This window comes from Halomonas sp. GFAJ-1 (genome assembly GCA_002966495.1).
GTDB lineage: Bacteria > Pseudomonadota > Gammaproteobacteria > Pseudomonadales > Halomonadaceae > Vreelandella.
In genome coordinates this window covers 546,314-562,482 of the sequence record CP016490.1, presented here as the reverse complement: position 1 = coordinate 562,482, position 16,169 = coordinate 546,314, and the positions used below count along the sequence as shown (strand labels likewise).

At 54.6% G+C, this 16,169-nt stretch carries 15 protein-coding genes, 1 other RNA gene and 2 other annotated features; of the genes, 8 read left to right on the top strand and 8 right to left on the bottom strand.

Annotated elements, in window-relative coordinates; all coding sequences use genetic code 11:
* The first annotated feature begins 153 nt into the window (after window positions 1–153).
* Both BB497_02445 and BB497_02440 read left to right on the top strand, forming a co-directional pair.
* Window positions 154–825 carry a glutathione S-transferase gene (locus BB497_02445; GenBank protein ID AVI61639.1) on the top strand — a complete coding sequence of 224 codons (672 nt, stop codon included), beginning with the start codon at window positions 154–156 and terminating at the stop codon, window positions 823–825.
* A 110-nt stretch (window positions 826–935) separates the two neighbouring features.
* Window positions 936–3,449 (top strand): diguanylate cyclase, encoded by a 2,514-nt coding sequence (locus BB497_02440; protein ID AVI64235.1) that lies wholly within the window; start codon window positions 936–938, stop codon window positions 3,447–3,449.
* 61 nt (window positions 3,450–3,510) lie between these two features.
* Here the strand turns inward: BB497_02440 and BB497_02435 are convergent, their stop codons facing one another.
* Entirely contained in the window at window positions 3,511–4,989 is a 1,479-nt protein-coding gene (locus tag BB497_02435) for a sodium:proton antiporter (protein ID AVI61638.1), read from the bottom strand.
* A gap of 215 nt (window positions 4,990–5,204) precedes the next feature.
* Window positions 5,205–6,173 carry a LysR family transcriptional regulator gene (locus BB497_02430; GenBank protein AVI61637.1) on the bottom strand — a complete coding sequence of 323 codons (969 nt, stop codon included), beginning with the start codon at window positions 6,171–6,173 and terminating at the stop codon, window positions 5,205–5,207.
* A 142-nt stretch (window positions 6,174–6,315) separates the two neighbouring features.
* Here BB497_02430 and BB497_02425 point away from each other — a divergent pair, with 142 nt between their 5' ends.
* Both BB497_02425 and BB497_02420 read left to right on the top strand, forming a co-directional pair.
* Complete coding sequence (locus BB497_02425; GenBank protein ID AVI61636.1) at window positions 6,316–7,257, top strand: sodium-dependent bicarbonate transport family permease; 942 nt, start codon at window positions 6,316–6,318, stop codon at window positions 7,255–7,257.
* 91 nt (window positions 7,258–7,348) lie between these two features.
* Window positions 7,349–7,460, top strand: a binding site (TPP riboswitch).
* An 84-nt stretch (window positions 7,461–7,544) separates the two neighbouring features.
* The gene (locus BB497_02420) at window positions 7,545–8,987 is read left to right on the top strand and encodes a sodium:solute symporter (GenBank protein AVI64234.1); all 1,443 of its coding nucleotides are present in this window, start codon (window positions 7,545–7,547) and stop codon (window positions 8,985–8,987) included.
* Window positions 8,988–9,032: 45 nt separating this feature from the next.
* Here BB497_02420 and BB497_02415 read toward each other — a convergent pair whose 3' ends face one another.
* The 4 genes from BB497_02415 to BB497_02400 all read right to left on the bottom strand — a co-directional run bounded on the left by BB497_02415 (window position 9,033) and on the right by BB497_02400 (window position 12,350).
* Window positions 9,033–10,313 (bottom strand): monooxygenase, encoded by a 1,281-nt coding sequence (locus tag BB497_02415; GenBank protein ID AVI61635.1) that lies wholly within the window; start codon window positions 10,311–10,313, stop codon window positions 9,033–9,035.
* Between the two features lie 11 nt (window positions 10,314–10,324).
* Entirely contained in the window at window positions 10,325–11,107 is a 783-nt protein-coding gene (locus tag BB497_02410; GenBank protein AVI61634.1) for a 3-oxoacyl-ACP reductase, read from the bottom strand.
* A gap of 47 nt (window positions 11,108–11,154) precedes the next feature.
* Window positions 11,155–11,255 (bottom strand) — a binding site (TPP riboswitch).
* 177 nt (window positions 11,256–11,432) lie between these two features.
* Window positions 11,433–11,813, bottom strand: a transfer-messenger RNA (tmRNA) gene (gene ssrA / locus BB497_02405).
* A 45-nt stretch (window positions 11,814–11,858) separates the two neighbouring features.
* Window positions 11,859–12,350, bottom strand: coding sequence for an SsrA-binding protein (locus tag BB497_02400; GenBank protein AVI61633.1), 492 nt, complete (start codon window positions 12,348–12,350; stop codon window positions 11,859–11,861).
* Between the two features lie 126 nt (window positions 12,351–12,476).
* Between BB497_02400 and BB497_02395 the strand changes: the two genes are divergently transcribed.
* Both BB497_02395 and BB497_02390 read left to right on the top strand, forming a co-directional pair.
* Window positions 12,477–12,911: a ubiquinone-binding protein gene (locus BB497_02395; GenBank protein ID AVI61632.1), complete on the top strand. Its 435-nt coding sequence runs from the start codon at window positions 12,477–12,479 to the stop codon at window positions 12,909–12,911.
* Window positions 12,901–13,212 (top strand): RnfH family protein, encoded by a 312-nt coding sequence (locus tag BB497_02390; GenBank protein AVI61631.1) that lies wholly within the window; start codon window positions 12,901–12,903, stop codon window positions 13,210–13,212. The genes BB497_02395 and BB497_02390 overlap by 11 nt, the downstream gene beginning before the upstream one ends.
* Window positions 13,213–13,214: 2 nt before the next feature.
* Here BB497_02390 and BB497_02385 read toward each other — a convergent pair whose 3' ends face one another.
* Window positions 13,215–13,685 carry a cell envelope protein SmpA gene (locus BB497_02385; GenBank protein ID AVI64233.1) on the bottom strand — a complete coding sequence of 157 codons (471 nt, stop codon included), beginning with the start codon at window positions 13,683–13,685 and terminating at the stop codon, window positions 13,215–13,217.
* 72 nt (window positions 13,686–13,757) lie between these two features.
* On the opposite strand from BB497_02385, the gene BB497_02380 reads away from it, so the two are divergent.
* Window positions 13,758–14,210 carry a transcriptional repressor gene (locus BB497_02380; protein ID AVI61630.1) on the top strand — a complete coding sequence of 151 codons (453 nt, stop codon included), beginning with the start codon at window positions 13,758–13,760 and terminating at the stop codon, window positions 14,208–14,210.
* Between the two features lie 94 nt (window positions 14,211–14,304).
* On the opposite strand, the gene BB497_02375 is transcribed toward BB497_02380, so the two are convergent.
* The gene (locus BB497_02375; GenBank protein ID AVI61629.1) at window positions 14,305–14,916 is read right to left on the bottom strand and encodes a hypothetical protein; all 612 of its coding nucleotides are present in this window, start codon (window positions 14,914–14,916) and stop codon (window positions 14,305–14,307) included.
* A gap of 382 nt (window positions 14,917–15,298) precedes the next feature.
* Between BB497_02375 and BB497_02370 the strand changes: the two genes are divergently transcribed.
* Window positions 15,299–16,162 carry a transcriptional regulator ArgP gene (locus BB497_02370; protein ID AVI61628.1) on the top strand — a complete coding sequence of 288 codons (864 nt, stop codon included), beginning with the start codon at window positions 15,299–15,301 and terminating at the stop codon, window positions 16,160–16,162.
* The last annotated feature ends 7 nt before the right edge of the window (window positions 16,163–16,169 follow it).

Below are 16,169 nucleotides of genomic sequence, written 5' to 3'. Positions count from 1 at the left end.
GTGCAAATAGTTGTCTTGAGTCAAAAACTAAGCTTTGCTTAACACTTCCATAGGGTTCAACGCTGCAAGGGTGCTACGCTATATAAGCTTGCAGTAAAAGGATAACTGGCGCTGACCCGTTGGCAGCGTGACAAGTCGCCCCATGGAGTGTTTATGATTCACGTTCATCATCTGGAAAAGTCCCGTTCCCACCGAATCTTATGGCTTCTTGAATTACTAGGCGTTGAGTACGAGATCCAGGTTTATCAGCGTGATCGTAAAACTCAACAAGCGCCAGATGCGCTTAAAAAAATCCACCCGCTAGGTAAGTCTCCTGTTATTACCGATGGCGAATTAACCGTCGCTGAGTCTGGCGCTATTATTGATTACCTTATCAGCCGTTATGGTGAAGGGCGCCTGCAGCCAGCGGAGGCTGATACGAATGACTGGGTAGATTATCGCTACTGGCTACACTATGCCGAAGGCTCATTGATGCCCCTGTTGGTGATGGGCCTGGTGTTTAATCAAATCCCCAAACAGTCACCATGGTTCATTAAGCCCCTGGCTAAAGGCATTAGTTCGACCGTGCGCCAGCGTTTTATTCAGCCACAAATGAACCAGCATTTAGACGTTATTAATAAGCACCTGGGCTCAAAGGAAAACTTCGCCGGACGTTGGCCAAGTGGGGCTGATGTACAAATGAGTTTTCCGCTTCAAGCCGTGGCGGCTACCCAGTCACTGGAAAAGTACCCGCACATTGCCGCGTTTGTAGCGCGTATCGAAAATGATGCTGCGTGGCAGCGAGTAGTTGTGCGGGCAGGCCCGCTCACCATGCCCGGTGAGTAGGGCCGATGATCTCGCGCACGCGAAAACCACTCGGCGTCCGCTTTTCGCCTACTGAGAGCGAGGCTCGGTGTTCCCCCCTCCGCTGGCTTACCGGCGCTATGCTGGTCAGCATGTGGCTATGGGCCCCTTCATCGTTGGCGAGTGAAGCGCTACTTGTTGGGGTCTACCACAATCCACCGAAGTTATTTGCTGACAACCAAGGCCAGCTGCGGGGGGTATTGGGTGAGTTGCTAGAAGCGATTGCTGAGGAGCAGCAATGGCATTTAGAGAGCCTAAGCTGTGAATTTTCACACTGCCTAACGCTGCTAGAGCAGGGCGAGATTGACCTGCTGCCTGATGTTGCGTGGAGTGAGGAACGCGCCCAGCGCTTTGCTTTCCATAAAGAACCGGTGATGCACAGCTGGTCACTGCTCTATCAGCGTGAAGAAATGAGTGTTGAGGCAATTTTGGATCTGGCCCAAATGCGCGTGGCGGTGGTTGAGAATGCCATACAGCAACAGTATTTAGCGGCCGTTACCGAGCGTTTTAGTGTGCCGGTAACGTGGGTGTTGGTTAACAGTTTTTCAGAGGGCTTTGAAGCCGTTGCAAGTGATGAGGCTGATCTGGTGGCGTCTAATCACTTATATGGTGATTGGCGTGCTCGTGAATATGGCCTGCGAGAGACGCCGATTATTTTCCAGCCCGCACAGTTATTTTATGCAGCCTCTTATCAAGTCTCTGATAGCGTACTAGAGCGTATTGATACAACGCTCAGAGCCTGGAAACAGGATAGTAATTCTGTCTATTTTGATACGTTACGCGCTTGGCGCGTTTCCACCCCGCCTCCCCCTTTAGTTCCCCTTTGGCTGTGGTGGGGGGTTGGCCTGCTGACGCTTTTCTTGATGCTGGCCTTGGGCTGCAATGTGCTGCTAAAAAGACGGGTAGTGGCTAACCGTGAGCAGCTCGTTACTCATGAAGCGCTATTGGCGACTATTTTGGATAGTGTCGATGCGCATATTTACATCAAGTCACCCTCCTTGAAGTACCGCTTTGTTAACCGACAAGTTAGCGAGCTGTTTGGCTTGCCTGCCGAGAAAATCATCGGCCAGTGCGATGAGGCTTTTTTTGATGCAGCAAGCGCCGCAGAAATGCATCAAGTTGACCGTCAGGTATTAGCGTCGGGCAAAAAAACGACGCTGGAAGAGCACAGCTTGCTCAAGGGTGAAGAGCGGGTACGTACGTTTTTATCCATAAAAATGCCCCTTGTGATGCGTAAAGGGGAGGCGCCTTGCTTATGCGGTATTTCAACCGAGCTGACAGAATACTTGGAGATGCAGTCGCGCACTCATCATTTAGCCTTTTACGACGCTTTAACGGGATTGCCAAATCGGCGCCTCTTGATGGATTCGTTAGCATTAGTGACGGAACAAGATGATGACGTGTCGACATTCAGTGCCGTGCTGATTATTGACCTTGATAACTTCCGGCTTATCAATGATATCCAGGGTCATGAGAGCGGTGATCAGCTGTTGATTAACGTTGCAGTGCAGCTGCAGGAGTCGCTTTATAAAGTCATCCAGGAAGCGACTGTTGCGCGGGTAAGTAGCGATGAGTTTGTCGTGTTGTTAAATGCGCTAGGGGAAGAGCCCGAGGTGGCTGGGCTGAGCGCTGAGCGTGTCGCGTGCCAACTGCTTGAAGCTGTTTCCCAACTGCACAACGACCGATCGCTACCGATTAGCGCAAGCATTGGTATTACGCTATTTAAAGGGACAGAGCACAGCATGAATAGCGTATTGCAGCAGGCGGATATAGCGCTTCAGCAGGCCAAAGCAGCGGGCGGCAATAACCTCTGTTTCTTTAATCGGGATATGCAAACCAGCGTACTGGAGCGCGCCAGTTTAGAAGGTGACCTGAACCAAGCAATGGCGCGTAACGAATTGGCGCTTCACTATCAAGTGCAGGTTGACCATCGCAGCGTGACGGTCGGAGTAGAGGCGCTGCTTCGCTGGTACCACCCGCAGCGCGGCTGGGTGTCTCCCGGGACCTTCATTCCTTTGGCCGAAGAGAATGGCCTAATTTTACCCATTGGCTACTGGGTACTTAAATCCGCCTGCGAGCAGCTGGCGAAGTGGGCTTTCCAGCCCGCCTATTCATCGTTGACGATTTCGGTCAACGTCAGTTCAGTGCAGTTCCAACACCCTGAGTTTGTGCGGGATTTAGAGGCGTTATTAGCTGAAACTCAGGCGCCGCCAAACCGTTTGATATTGGAAGTAACCGAGAGCCTGCTCATGCGGGAGCCGACCAGAGTTCGCAATACCATGCTTAAGCTGCGTGCCCAGGGCATTCGCTTTGCGTTGGATGATTTTGGTACGGGCTACTCGTCGTTGAGTTACTTAAAGCGCTTGCCACTTGATGAGCTCAAAGTCGATCAGTCGTTTATTCGTGAGCTGCTGACCGACAAAACCGATGCTGCGATTGTGGATACGACGATTCTTCTGGCAGCAAGCCTGGGCCTAACCGTGGTGGCCGAAGGGGTCGAGAAGAAAGAGCAGTTGGAATGGCTGCGGGGGCATGGGTGTTACCGCTACCAGGGGTACCTGCTGGGCAGACCAACGCCAATCGAGTATTTATTTGAAGCTTACTAAAACGCCCGCGCAGCGCTTGTAGGCGCTTGGCGCGGGCATTAGGTGTTATGGCGGTTATTTATTAATTAAAGACAGTAAAGCTGTCGGCGTTAAGCCACAGATGCACGAGGATACTGGCGATGTAACCGAGAAAAATAACCGGTGCCCAGCGCAGGTGGCCCATAAAGGTGTAAGCGCCGCGGGCTTGGCCCATAACGGCCACTCCTGCTGCTGAGCCAATAGAGAGTAAGCTGCCGCCTACGCCTGCGGTTAACGTGATCAATAGCCAGTGGCCGTGGGACATCTCTGGCTGCATGGTGAGTACGGCAAACATCACCGGAATGTTATCCACCACCGCCGATACGACCCCCAGCACTATATTTGCCCAGGTAGCATCCCAGCCTGTGTAAAGCGCTTCGGAAAGCAACCCAAGGTAGCCCATGAAGCCAAGACCGCCTACGCACATCACCACCCCATAGAAGAACAGCAGTGTATCCCACTCAGCGCGTGCCACGCGGTTAAACACATCGAACGGCACCACGCCGCCTAGCTGCTCAAGTTTTTTATTGTCGCCGCGCCGGCTATAGCGTTCACGTTTGCGCTCCAGTGATTGAGGTAGCGTGCGGCGCAGGTAATAGCCGAAAAACTGTAGGTAGCCAAGCCCGGTCATCATGCCGAGTACCGGCGGGAGATGCAGCAGCGTATGGCACAACACAGCGGTGGTAATGGTCAGCAGGAACAGCGCGATAATTCGCCGTGCACCGCGCTTTAGCCATACATCCTCATAGACGCTGCTGGGCTTCTCGTCTTTGATAAAGGCGCTCATGATGACGGCAGGAATCAGGAAATTGACCAGAGAGGGCAAGAAGAGCACAAAGAACTCTTGGAAAGCGACCATACCTGCCTGCCACACCATCAGCGTGGTGATGTCCCCGAATGGGCTAAAGGCCCCGCCGGCATTGGCGGCCACCACAACGTTAATACAGGCAAGATTAATAAAGCGCTTATCACCTTCAGCCACTTTGGTGATGACAGCACACATGAGTAGCGCCGTGGTTAGGTTATCGGCAATGGGAGATAGCACAAAGGCGAGGCCACCCGTTAGCCAGAACAGCTGGCGGTAGCTAAAGCCTTTACGCAGCATCCACGAACGCAGCGCATCGAATACCCGGCGCTCTTCCATGGCGTTGATATAGGTCATCGCTACTAGCAGGAACAGCATTAGCTCGGTGAACTCCAAAAGGGTCACACGGAACGCATGTTCTGACGTTTCCGACATGCCATTTTGGACGTACACCCAGCCAATGAGTCCCCAAATGATACCGGCTGCTACCAGTACAGGCTTGGACTTGCGCATGTGGATTTTCTCTTCAGCCATAACTAACGCGTAGGCCAAAACGAAAACTGCGACTGCAAAGAAGCCGATAACAGACGTGGTTAAATCAATATCTCCGGTGACAGCAAAAGCCGCAGGGCTTATACCGAGTAGTAAAGCTGCAAACAGAAAAAGCCAGCGGCGAGAAACTCGCGGCTGGCTGGGGTCTTGCTGCAACATCAACATGATGGGCTTTATCCTAATAAAGATTAGAAGGGGAGAGGGTTAATCGCGGCTAGTTTATCAATCCGTGTTGCATTGCAATACGGAATAAAAACGAATGAAAACCGCTAATAAGGCAGGTATTACGTCTTTTTTTAGAAACTAATTATTTTGCTAATAAAAAACATAAGATTTTGTTGAAGTAGCTATCGCTGATATTTGCCGGAGCTCGCTAGTGACTAGTGACAGCGACTATGCTCATGCTCTCTGTGAAGCAGCGCATCCAGCTCATTGCATATGAAGCGTGGCTCGATCCACTGGGCAAGATGTGCGTTGACATAGTGAAGAAAGCGCTGGGCGGATTGGGGAAGCCGCTGGTCATTGCGGACAATCATCTGCCAGTGGCTTTCAATGGGTAAGCCTTCTACCGGAAGAATCGATATCTCGGGATGCTCGCTTGGCAGTACATGCTCTGATAGCACCGCGACCCCCATGCGCGCCGCCACGCCAACGCGAATCGCTTCATTGCTGGCCATTTGCAGGGTTTTCTTCATGGTTAGCCCATGCTCTTGTAGCCAACTTTCCAGTAGCATACGCGTGGCTGACCCCGGTTCGCGCAGCAACAAGCGCTCATTAAGCAGCTGCTCCATGGTGATTGATGAGTGCTGTGTAAGGGGGTGGCCAGCGGCAGCGATGGCCACCAGCGGGTTGCGCATAAAGCGTGCTGCCACGGCATGGGCAAGAGCAGGCGGATGGCTAAATACATAAAGGTCGTCTTCTTGACGCTCAAAGCGTGCCAACACTTGGCGGCGGTTGCCAATATGTACCGTTACGTCCACCTCAGGAAACGCCTGGCTAAACGGGCCGAGTAAGCGTGGCAATACATATTGGGCGGTATTCACCAGGGCAATACTAAAGCGCCCCTTGCTGCCTTGCTGAAAATCACTGAGTTGATCTGCAAAGTCATCAAAACGGCCTAAGACATCCCGGCTTGCCTGATAAAGCGCCTGCCCGGTGGCCGTCATGGTAAGCCCTTGTAGATGATGCTCCAGTAGTGGGCTACCGACTGCCTCGCTTAGCCGCTTTAGCTGTTGGGAGACCGTCGGCTGGGTGAGGTGCAGCTGTCTTGCGGCTTCGCTGATCGATCCGCAGCGCACGACAGTGACATAGACTTGCAGTAGTCTAAATGTCAGTTGGCGAATGTTCATGGCTCTAGGCGCTCCTGAGGTGCCCTTTGGTTACGCCAGCTAGTATAGATGATTATCTATGACTGTCTTTCAAGTTATTATTAGTTGTCATCCGTAAATCCACGCAAAATGCAGCCTCTTTTAACCCTGTGGAGCGTCAGCGATGCCAGATATTGTGGTGATGTTTTTCTTACTGGGGCTTATAGCAGGGGCGGTGAAGTCAGACCTGCAGGTACCCAAAGCCACCTACGACACGTTAAGCCTGCTGTTAATGCTGACCATCGGCTTAAAGGGCGGTATGGCGCTGCACGGGAATATTCATTGGGGATTGGTACCCGAGCTATTAGGCGTTGCGCTACTCTCTGCTTTAACGCCGCTGCTGCTAATGCCGGTGCTGCGGCGCTGGGTACGCCTTTCCCCGGCGGACAGCGCTAGTATCGCCGCCCACTACGGCTCGGTCAGTGCGGGAACGTTTGCGGTGGCGCTGGCCTATGTGGAGGCGCGGCAGCTGGCCGTGGGCAGTGAAGTCACACTCTATTTAGTGGCCATGGAGCTGCCTGCCATTATGGTGGCGATTGCGCTATTTAGGCGCCATCAAGGCGCGGCGGTAAAAGAAAGTACTCGTAAGCTGTGGCATGAGACGCTCACCAACCGTGGCGTGATTTTGCTGACAGGCGGTGTGGTCATTGGAACGCTCTACGGGCCCTTCCAAGGGGAAGAAGTCACTGCGCTGTTCACGGGGGCGTTCAAGGGGGTGTTGGCGCTGTTCTTGTTGGAAATGGGGTTAACCGCTGCGCAAACTTTGCGGCCAATGCCCTGGCATCACTGGCGCTTGGTGACCTTCGCCCTCATCACGCCGCTGCTGCTATCCATGCTGGGCATTCTCATGGGCACGGCATTGGGACTCCCGGTCGGCTCGGTGGTCATTCTGGCGGCACTTGCTGCCAGCGCTTCTTATATTGCTGCTCCCGCTGCGATGCGCGCGGCCATACCCCAGGCCAATATCGGCCTAGCGATGCTCGCCTCACTGGGGATTACCTTTCCGCTCAATGTCATGCTGGGCATACCGCTTTACCACATGCTTATCGAGTTATGGTTGAGTTAGCGTCCGATAAGCTAGACGTTGCTGAGTCGGTTACTGAGAGGTGCCCGTGGGCATCCTCAATTGACAGCGCCCGTCTCAGCACCTAGGGTAGCTGCTGTCCTAGGGGAGCCTGCACTGGCTGAGACTCCACCGCCATTTGGCGTTGGTAACCCTTAGAACCTGATCCGGGTCATGCCGGCGAAGGGAAGGATGTAGCCTAACAATACTCCCTCTTTGCTTTCGCCTGCCTGCCGTGCGCCCACTGCACAGCCCGGTCTAACAACAGGCAAAGAGGACCCGCTTTCATGATGCTTGACCCTATCTGGACTGGCCTGTGGCTGTCGCTATGTGCCGTTGCGCTAGCTGTGCCAGGCCTGCTTTATGCCCGCCGTCATCGCGATAATCTTGAAGACTACATTATCGCCCGCAATAGCCAGAATACCCGTGCCACGGTGCTTACGCTGGTCGCGACCACGCTAGGTACCTGGATTCTGTTTGGCCCCGCCCAGGCCGCTACCTGGGGTGGCATTGGTGCCGTGCTAGGCTATGCGTTTGGTTCGATGGTGCCCAGGCTAGTGATGATCCCTCTTGGCCGACGCATGCGCGAGCTGATCCCTGAAGGCCATGGCTTGACGGAGTTCGTTATCCACCGTTATGGCCGCACCATGTACGCATTCACGCTCGTGATTATGCTGTTTTACCTCTTTATTTTGTTGGCCGCTGGGCTAACCGCTGTTGCCCGTATGGTGGGTCTGCTGGCCCCTATTCCGCTGTGGGTAACGGCCAGTGTGGTGATGGTCGCCACGTTGATTTATACCTTTTACGGCGGCCTGCGCGCATCCATTTACACGGATAAGTTACAGATGGTGGTGATTATGCCACTGCTAGGGCTGCTGCTGGTGTTTGGCTGGCAGGCTGCCGGTGGCGTTGCGCCAACGCTTGCAGGGCTTGCCGAGAGTGCGCCACAGCTCCTGCAGGTGAGCGATATAGGCGGTATACGCGCAGGGTTAACGTTCTTTCTTGCCGTAGCGCTTACCGGACTCTTTTATCAAGGTACGTGGCAGCGTATTTACGCGGCGAAAGATACCAAGGTGCTGCGCCGAGGCTTCTGGATTAGTGGTGTATGCAGCTTCATCGTGGTGGCCCTGATGGGGCTATTTGGGTTGGCCTTTGTAGGGCTGGGGCTTGAAGGTGACGGCTCTGTGGCGCTGTTTAGCGTGCTATTGGCGGATGTGCCGTTATGGTTCGCTTTAGCGCTGGTGCCGTTGGGCCTCGCGTTGGTGATGAGTAGCGCGGACTCCACCATTAGCGCAACGTCGAGTATTATTGCTGTGGATATGGGGCGGTTACTCCCCAACGCCAGCAGTGCTTCATTGATGAGTATGTCACGCTGGTTGATTGTATTGGCTGCCATCCCGGTTACCTGGGTCGCCTCCCAGGGGTACAGCGTGCTTTATCTATTTTTGCTCGCTGATTTGCTCTGCTCAGCCGCTGCATTCCCGGTGTTTTTTGGGCTTTTCTATCGTCGTTACACGGGCCTTAACGCGGTTATCAGTACCGCGCTGGGGCTTGTGGCGGGATTGGCAATGTTCCCTGCACCCGGAGCGAGTACGGCAACCTTATTGGAGTCTTTCCTACTAGCGGCGCTGGTGCCCGTGGCGGTGTCGTTACTGCTCTTACGTGTCCTGCCGTCACGCCCAGCGTATGATTTTGGCTTGTTGCACACGGCAGTGCGCCGCTTTAGGGGGTGAATGCCGGGCAGTCGATATAGCGCTAATATGTCCGCCCTGCATCGCTTACGCTGTCGGGCGGGCCAGCCCCAAATGGTCACGCAGGGTGTTACCCGTGTACTCACGGCGGAATAGCCCACGCGCCTGCAGCAGTGGAACGACCTGCTCAATAAAGTCCTCAATACTACCCGGTAGTGTCGGCGGCATCAGGTTGAAGCCGTCTGCGCCACCGCCTTCTACCCAGCGCTGCATCTCATCCGCAATCTGTTCGGGTGTGCCCACCATGGTGCAGTGGCCACCGCCGGCCGCTAACCTGCCTAATAGCTGGCGTAGTGTCGGGGATTCGCTTTCGATAATGCGCAAAATGGTGGCATAGCGCCCTTTAGGGCCAGCAAAATCCTCTAAGGGTGGTAGCTTAGGCAGCGGTGCATCCAGTTCCCAGTGGCGGCAATCCTGACCGATAAATTGGCTTAGCTGATGCAGCGAATCTTCGGTGGGTAACCGCTCATCCAGTTCACGCTGCTTTGCCTTTGCGGCGGCCTCGGTGGGCGCTACATACGTGACCAGCCCAGGCATAATCGCCACTGGCGCGCGGCCAGCCGCCCGCACGCGGGCCTGAATGTCTTGGGAGTAGGCTTGCGCCGAGGGGAGGTCGTAGGCCACCGCATAAATCGCTTCTGCATAGCGCGCTGCCAAGTTGCGCCCCGGTTCAGACGCCCCCGCTTGAAACAGCACAGGATGCCCTTGGGGTGGGCGCGGTACGGTTAGCGGGCCATCGACCAAAAAGTGTTCGCCATGGTGCTCAATAGGCCGCACTTTGCGTGGGTCAGCATACTGGCCCGCTCGGTCGCAGCGTAACGCATCGTCGGACCATGAATCCCAGAGCGCTAACACCGTTTGCGCAAACTCTTCAGCGCGGTCGTAGCGCACCTGCTGAGGAGGCATGGCCTCAAAGCCATGGTTGCGCGCTTCGCTATCAAACATCGAGGTGACTAAGTTCCACCCCATGCGGCCGTTAGAAATATGATCTAACGAAGCGAGCATTCGCGCCGCATGAAACGGGCTAAAAAACGTGCTGGATATCGTCGAAATCAAGCCGATGTGCTCGGTGGCGCGGGCCATAGCGGATAGCGCCGTCAACGGTTCTAAAAACCACTGCGGCCCTCCGCTCACGTTGCCTGCGGCATGGCCATCGGCAAAAAAGACGGCGTCTAATTTTCCACGCTCAGCGGTGCGTGCCAGCGACTCATAATAGCCAATGTCACCCATGCGCTCGGCAGCAGAACCCGGTTCGCGCCACGCGGCTTTGTGATGCCCGCAGCCCATGATGAAAAGATTGAGATGCATCGGTGTTGTCATTAGTTTTTAACCAACCCGCCATCGACCACCAAGTTTTGGCCGGTGACAGCCCGACTCCAAGGCGATGCGAAAAACAGCGCTGCATCTGCAAACTCTTCCGGAGTAGTGACGCGGCGCAGCGGGGTGTTGGCAGCGATGAGGTCGAACACCGCTTCAGGCGTAGCTGCTGAGGCATCGGTGGTGCGCAGCAGCCCGCCCGAGAGCATATTCACCGTAATACCGTCAGGCCCCAGGTCGTTGGAAAGCGTGCGGGTGAGCGACAGCAGCGCCGCCTTGGCAGCGGTGTAATCGTGGTAAGGCACGACCGGATTCTGGAAGAGGTTAGTGCCAATATTGATAATCCGCCCACCACCCTGTTCGCGCATGCCCGGCAGCGCCGCCTGAATGGTGTTGAGCGCGCCGCGTGCCACGCCCTGCAGCTGCTGGTCGAGGTTTTCCCAGGTGAGTGTATCTGGAGATGGGCGGGCGTCGCCGTTAAATGAAAAATCCGGCAGGGCGTTGTTAATCAGCGTGGTTATCGGCATCCCAAAATGTGCTTGCGCGGTGGTGAACATCGCCTTCACGGCGGCAGGGTCACGCACGTCGGCTTGTATTGCCAGCGCGCGCTCAGGGGCGTGTGCCGCCACGGCATTTGCCGCGTCAGTGCTGTTTAAGTAGTTGACGATAACCCGTGCGCCCTGGGCTAAAAACGCGTGCGCTAGGCACGCGCCTAGGCCACGGCTAGCGCCGGTGATCAACACAAGTTGCTGGGAAAGCGGGAGTGCGGTGGGTGTTGTTGGCATTATGGTATTTCCCTCGTAAAGGCGAGGGATGCATACCGGCCCATGGCAGGGCATTAGTGTGACATCCCTTCGCCGGTATGAACTGGATCAGGTTCAGCGGGTCTTATCTCAGCCCTGGCGTAACGCCAGGACACCCCGTGTCGTTTGTTGAAGGTATCCTAACTGATAATCCTGCTCGATTCATATAACAGGGCGCATCGCGCTCTTTTTAGGCTATGCGGGAAGAGGCATAGACGAATTAGCTACCCACGTTAAATGGAAATCGCTTTAGTGATTGTTCGGGCACAAAAAAAGCACCCGTAGGTGCTTGATTTGTATAGTAAGGTGGTGGAGGCGGCGGGAATTGAACCCGCGTCCGCCAGCACTCGCCTATTGGCTCTACATGCTTAGATTCCGTCATTTGTTTTAACGCAACTGACTCCGACGGTCAGGATTCAGTCACGCGAGCCCTCTAAAGTTTAACGGTTGGAGAGAAGACACCACCAACCGCGGTCCTATCAGCTTTAGCTCGTATCCCCTCAGTGATGAATAGGCACATCACCTTGGGGCCAGACAAGAAGCTAACAGTGTTTAAGCTGCTAGCGCGCCTTGAGCGTAGTTTTCGTCATTTGCGACTATTTGATTGTGATGTGGGATTTACGAGATACATCACGCTCTCGGCATGCACCGCAAGGGTTGTCACCGGCGTCGAAACCATGTCGCCCCCTTATTACAAGTGAGCATTCTAACGTGCTCGCTGCTAATTGACCAGTTAAGCCTTGTTATGTTCCCGCATGATTCGCCCTTTTTGACGGCTCCAGTCGCGATCTTTTTCAGTTGCGCGCTTGTCATGCAGCTGTTTACCTGTCACCAACGCCAGCTCACACTTTACTTTATTGCGCTTCCAATAAAGCTTGAGCGGCACACAGGTATGGCCTTTATCCTGGGTGATCGAAAAGATTTTGGCGATCTCTTTACGATGTAGCAGCAGTTTTCGCGTGCGCGTAGGGTCGGCAATCTCGTGGGTGCTTGCCGTATTCAGTGGCATGATATGGCTACCCAGCAGAAATGCTTCTCCGTTGCGTACCAGGATATAGGTATCCGTCAGCTGCGCCTTACCGGCGCGCAAGCTCTTTACTTCCCAGCCAGCAAGCACCAAACCGGCTTCAAGCACCTCGTTGATGTGGTACTCAAACCGCGCCTTCTTGTTTTGGGCAATTACGCTGCTGCTGGGGCCCTTGCTCTTACCTTTCTTAGTGGCCATGGAACCTCATCGTTGATCTGTCGGTAGCGCCCCCATTCGTTATAGGGGGATGCGTGATACCATTCAAGGTCTGAAAAATGTTTCCCATGATACGCTTTGGGCACTGTGAAGTCAGCGGAGAGGTCAATGCCAACCGTTAATCGTACCGCCTTGGTGCGGCACACCCCCCAGCAAATGTTCGATTTAGTCAATGATTTCGAACGCTATCCCGAATTTTTGCCGGGGTGTCGCCGCGCGCGCTTGCTTGAGCGCGATGATGTTCACTTAATCGGCGAAATGACCTTAGGGCGCGCCGGGGTTGAACAAACTATTACCACCCGTAACAATCTCTTTGCGCCCGAGCGGATAGAAATGTCGTTAGTGAAAGGCCCCTTCAAGCGGCTCACAGGTCGCTGGCTGTTTATCCCCATGGGGGAAGATGCCTGCAAGGTTAGCCTAGAAATGGATTTTGAGTTTAGCAATCGGCTGTTGGGCATGGCGTTTGGCAAACTTTTTCAGCAAATTGCTGGACAGCTGGTAGACGCTTTCACTAAACGTGCTGACGAGCTGTATGGACGCTGATGCGTTTACCGTGGAGGTCGCCTTTGGGTTGCCTCATAAGCAGCGTCTAGTGGCCGTTAGGGTGCCTCAGGGTACAACGGCGCGCCAGGCAGTGGCACTCGCCGATTTACCGAGCCTGTTTCCTGAGCTGCCTAGCACTACCTTTGAACAGGCGCCGCTGGGTATTTTTGGCAAAGCGCTGCGTCAGCCTGAAAAGGAAGTCCTGCGCGCGGGCGACCGTGTGGAGGTTTACCGCCCGCTGCAGGTTGATCCCAAAGCCGCAAGGCTTGAGCGCGCAAAGCGCCAAGCCAAGGGCCAGTAATATTACTCGGTCATAATCACCGGCTGCGGGTTGGGGGCGTTCTCAGGGGTGGGTGCTTGCTGAGTAGGCGTAGGTAGCGCGTCTAGCGGGTCGGATCCTTCTACCGCTGGGCCTACGCCGCTATCGGTGCTGATGGGAAGGTTACCCGAGAAGTTGCCTTGCTGATCAATACTGACCAAGCGCCCTGCGTTATCAAAGGTAAGGGTAACGCGGCGCTGCTCGACGCCGCTGTAGGCTTTGTCGAGGCGGTAAACGTAGTCCCACTGTTGTGAGTCGAAGGGCGCTTCCAATAGCGGACGACCCATGACGTAGGTTACCTGCTCCTGGGTCATGCCTGGTTGGAGCTGGCTAACCATCTCTTGGGTGACCAGGTTGCCCTGGGGAATGTCGCGCTTGTAAACGCCAACGTAGCTGCAGCCACTAACAACGGCTAGGGCAACGGAAAGGGTAATGATACGAGTCAATTTTTGCATTTGAGCCTGTTCTTCACTATCGTGGTTTCGGTCGATCATACCCGACCTAACCTGTTACTGCGAAGAGCAACCATGGCCGATCAGAACCATGAACTGCGCAAAGCCGGGCTGAAAGTGACCCTGCCGCGCGTCAAGATCCTGCAGATTCTCGAAAATGCTTCGGGCCAACACCACCTTAGCGCAGAAGAAGTGTACAAAACACTGATTGATGCGGGCGAGGATGTTGGTCTGGCAACCGTCTATCGCGTGCTGACTCAGTTTGAGTCGGCAGGCTTAGTGATTCGTCACAATTTTGACGGTGGCCATGCGGTATTCGAGATGACTCAAGAAGACCACCATGATCACATGGTGTGTCTGGAAAGCGGTGAAATCATCGAGTTTCTTGATGACATCATCGAGCGTCGCCAGCAAGAAATAGCGGAAGAGCACGGCTACGAGCTAGTAGACCACGCCCTTGTGTTGTATGTGCGCCCTCGCGGGTCGGACATTACGCGCCAAGACAGTGGCCCTAGGAATAAAAAATAGCCGTTAGTTGCGCTAAAAAATCGCCCCCAGGGAGCCAGTGACGTTTCACTTGCGCCTTGGGGGCGTTTTTATATCGGGCATTTTTATCTCTATTTTAGCCGGTTGCAGTGGGGGCAAGTGAAAACGCCACTAGCAACATAATGATGCCAATTAACGTATCAAAGATTCGCCATGCGCGAGGAGATTGCAGTTTGGGGCCAAGAAAGCGCCCAAACCCCGCCAGGGAGAAAAACCACAGTAGCGAAGCAGACGACGCCCCAATAACGAACGCCGTTGTATTGGCTTGCTGCACGCCGACACTGCCAATAAGTACAACGGTATCAAGGTATACGTGCGGATTTAGAAGCGAAATAGCGGCTGCTTGGCCCGCAATCTGCCAGCCGCTATGGGCGCCACGCTGTTGGCTGGTTAACAAACCGCTGCTGCCCTGCCAGGCGCGCCTGAAAGCTTGCCCACCCAACCAGCACAGCAGCGCTATCCCTAGCCAAGTCATGACCGGTACCAGTGTGGGTAGCCGTTGCTGAAGCGACTCAATGCTATAAACACCCAGCGTAATCAGGGTGGCATCGATACTGGCGCAAATGGCAGCTACGACCCAGGGGTACTCTCGGCGCATGCTTTTATTAAGCACCCAGGCGTTTTGGGCGCCAATGGCGACAATTAAACCCAGGGAAATGCCAAAGCCCGTGAGTAGCGACGGTGTCATGCGAAGTGCCTCTAATGCTGATTAATGAGCCTTTTACAGTAAGTGTGGGCTTGTTTATTAATCTAACGAATAATATTTATGCTACATAAGCATTTCTTATGCCAAGGGCTATCTACAGCGTCGGCAGCACAGCGCTTTCCAGCCCCTAGTGAGCAGGCGTGTGCATGTAGTTGTGGATAAATGTGTGGATGGGTGTGTGGGTAGTAGGTGGGTAGTAGGTGGGTAAGCGTGTGAAAAGCTGTGATTAGTGCTTGACCGTTGTGCGAAAAATACGTGTTTGGCCGACGTCTCGTACTCGCCATGGTGCAAAGCACTTTTTATTACGCTGCAAATTTGAGCAATGTGCTGTTCACATCAGTTTTCATGCTATTAAGGGGGCGAAATGTTGGACTACCGGCTATTGGAAGCACTGAGTGCGGTTATTGAAACGGGTGGGTTCGAAAAAGCAGCGCAGAAGCTTCACCTCACCCAATCAGCGGTTAGTCAGCGAATTCGCCAGCTAGAGCACCGCCTGGGCCAACCAGTAGTGCTAAGGCGCTCGCCGTCGGTGGCGACAGCGCTGGGGCGTCGTTTGAATAACCACCTGCAGCAGGTTAAGCAGCTGGAATTGGGGCTGTTAGACGAAGCGCAGGGGGAGCCGCTTAAGGTGCGATTGACGGTCAATGCGGATTCAATGGCCACATGGTTAGCGCAGGCGATAGCGGCTTGCCCACTAAGTCATCAGATGGATTTTGATTTAGTGGTTGAAGACCAAGAGGTGGGGCTTGGCCGGATGCGCAATGGCGAAGTGATGGCGTGTATCTGTGCTGAAGCGCAGCCGGTTAATGGGGGCGCGGTAAGCCCGCTAGGTGTTTTGCGTTACCGGGCGCTGGCAAGCCCTGCCTTTATTGAGCGCTATCGCACGCAGTGTGACCCCTGGCGGTTGGTTGACGCCCCCTGCTTGATTTTTAACCGAGACGACCGCTTGCAGCACCAGTTTCTTGAGGCGCAGGGGCTGCCGCCGCCTGGTCGTCAGCATCGCGTACCCTCTTCTGAGGGCTTCGTCAAAATGGCACTCCATGGCCTAGGGTACGGTATGTTACCGGAACTACAGGTGGCGGATTACCTCGAAAGCGGTCAGCTGCTGGACGTAGGGCCCGCTTTTACCCTGGATGTACCGCTCTATTGGCACTTTTGGCAAACAGAAAGCGCACCGCTTGCAGCACTGAGGCGCACAGTGATGGAGCAGGCGAGTCGGATGTTGTAAGGGCTTG

Coding starts and splice junctions, on each gene's coding strand:
- BB497_02445 (AVI61639.1), top strand. CDS start 154: ATGATTCACGTTCATCATCTGGAAAAGTCCCGTTCCCACCGAATCTTA.
- BB497_02440 (AVI64235.1), top strand. CDS start 936: ATGTGGCTATGGGCCCCTTCATCGTTGGCGAGTGAAGCGCTACTTGTT.
- BB497_02435 (AVI61638.1), bottom strand. CDS start 4,989: ATGTTGATGTTGCAGCAAGACCCCAGCCAGCCGCGAGTTTCTCGCCGC.
- BB497_02430 (AVI61637.1), bottom strand. CDS start 6,173: ATGAACATTCGCCAACTGACATTTAGACTACTGCAAGTCTATGTCACT.
- BB497_02425 (AVI61636.1), top strand. CDS start 6,316: ATGCCAGATATTGTGGTGATGTTTTTCTTACTGGGGCTTATAGCAGGG.
- BB497_02420 (AVI64234.1), top strand. CDS start 7,545: ATGCTTGACCCTATCTGGACTGGCCTGTGGCTGTCGCTATGTGCCGTT.
- BB497_02415 (AVI61635.1), bottom strand. CDS start 10,313: ATGCATCTCAATCTTTTCATCATGGGCTGCGGGCATCACAAAGCCGCG.
- BB497_02410 (AVI61634.1), bottom strand. CDS start 11,107: ATGCCAACAACACCCACCGCACTCCCGCTTTCCCAGCAACTTGTGTTG.
- BB497_02400 (AVI61633.1), bottom strand. CDS start 12,350: ATGGCCACTAAGAAAGGTAAGAGCAAGGGCCCCAGCAGCAGCGTAATT.
- BB497_02395 (AVI61632.1), top strand. CDS start 12,477: ATGCCAACCGTTAATCGTACCGCCTTGGTGCGGCACACCCCCCAGCAA.
- BB497_02390 (AVI61631.1), top strand. CDS start 12,901: ATGGACGCTGATGCGTTTACCGTGGAGGTCGCCTTTGGGTTGCCTCAT.
- BB497_02385 (AVI64233.1), bottom strand. CDS start 13,685: ATGCAAAAATTGACTCGTATCATTACCCTTTCCGTTGCCCTAGCCGTT.
- BB497_02380 (AVI61630.1), top strand. CDS start 13,758: ATGGCCGATCAGAACCATGAACTGCGCAAAGCCGGGCTGAAAGTGACC.
- BB497_02375 (AVI61629.1), bottom strand. CDS start 14,916: ATGACACCGTCGCTACTCACGGGCTTTGGCATTTCCCTGGGTTTAATT.
- BB497_02370 (AVI61628.1), top strand. CDS start 15,299: ATGTTGGACTACCGGCTATTGGAAGCACTGAGTGCGGTTATTGAAACG.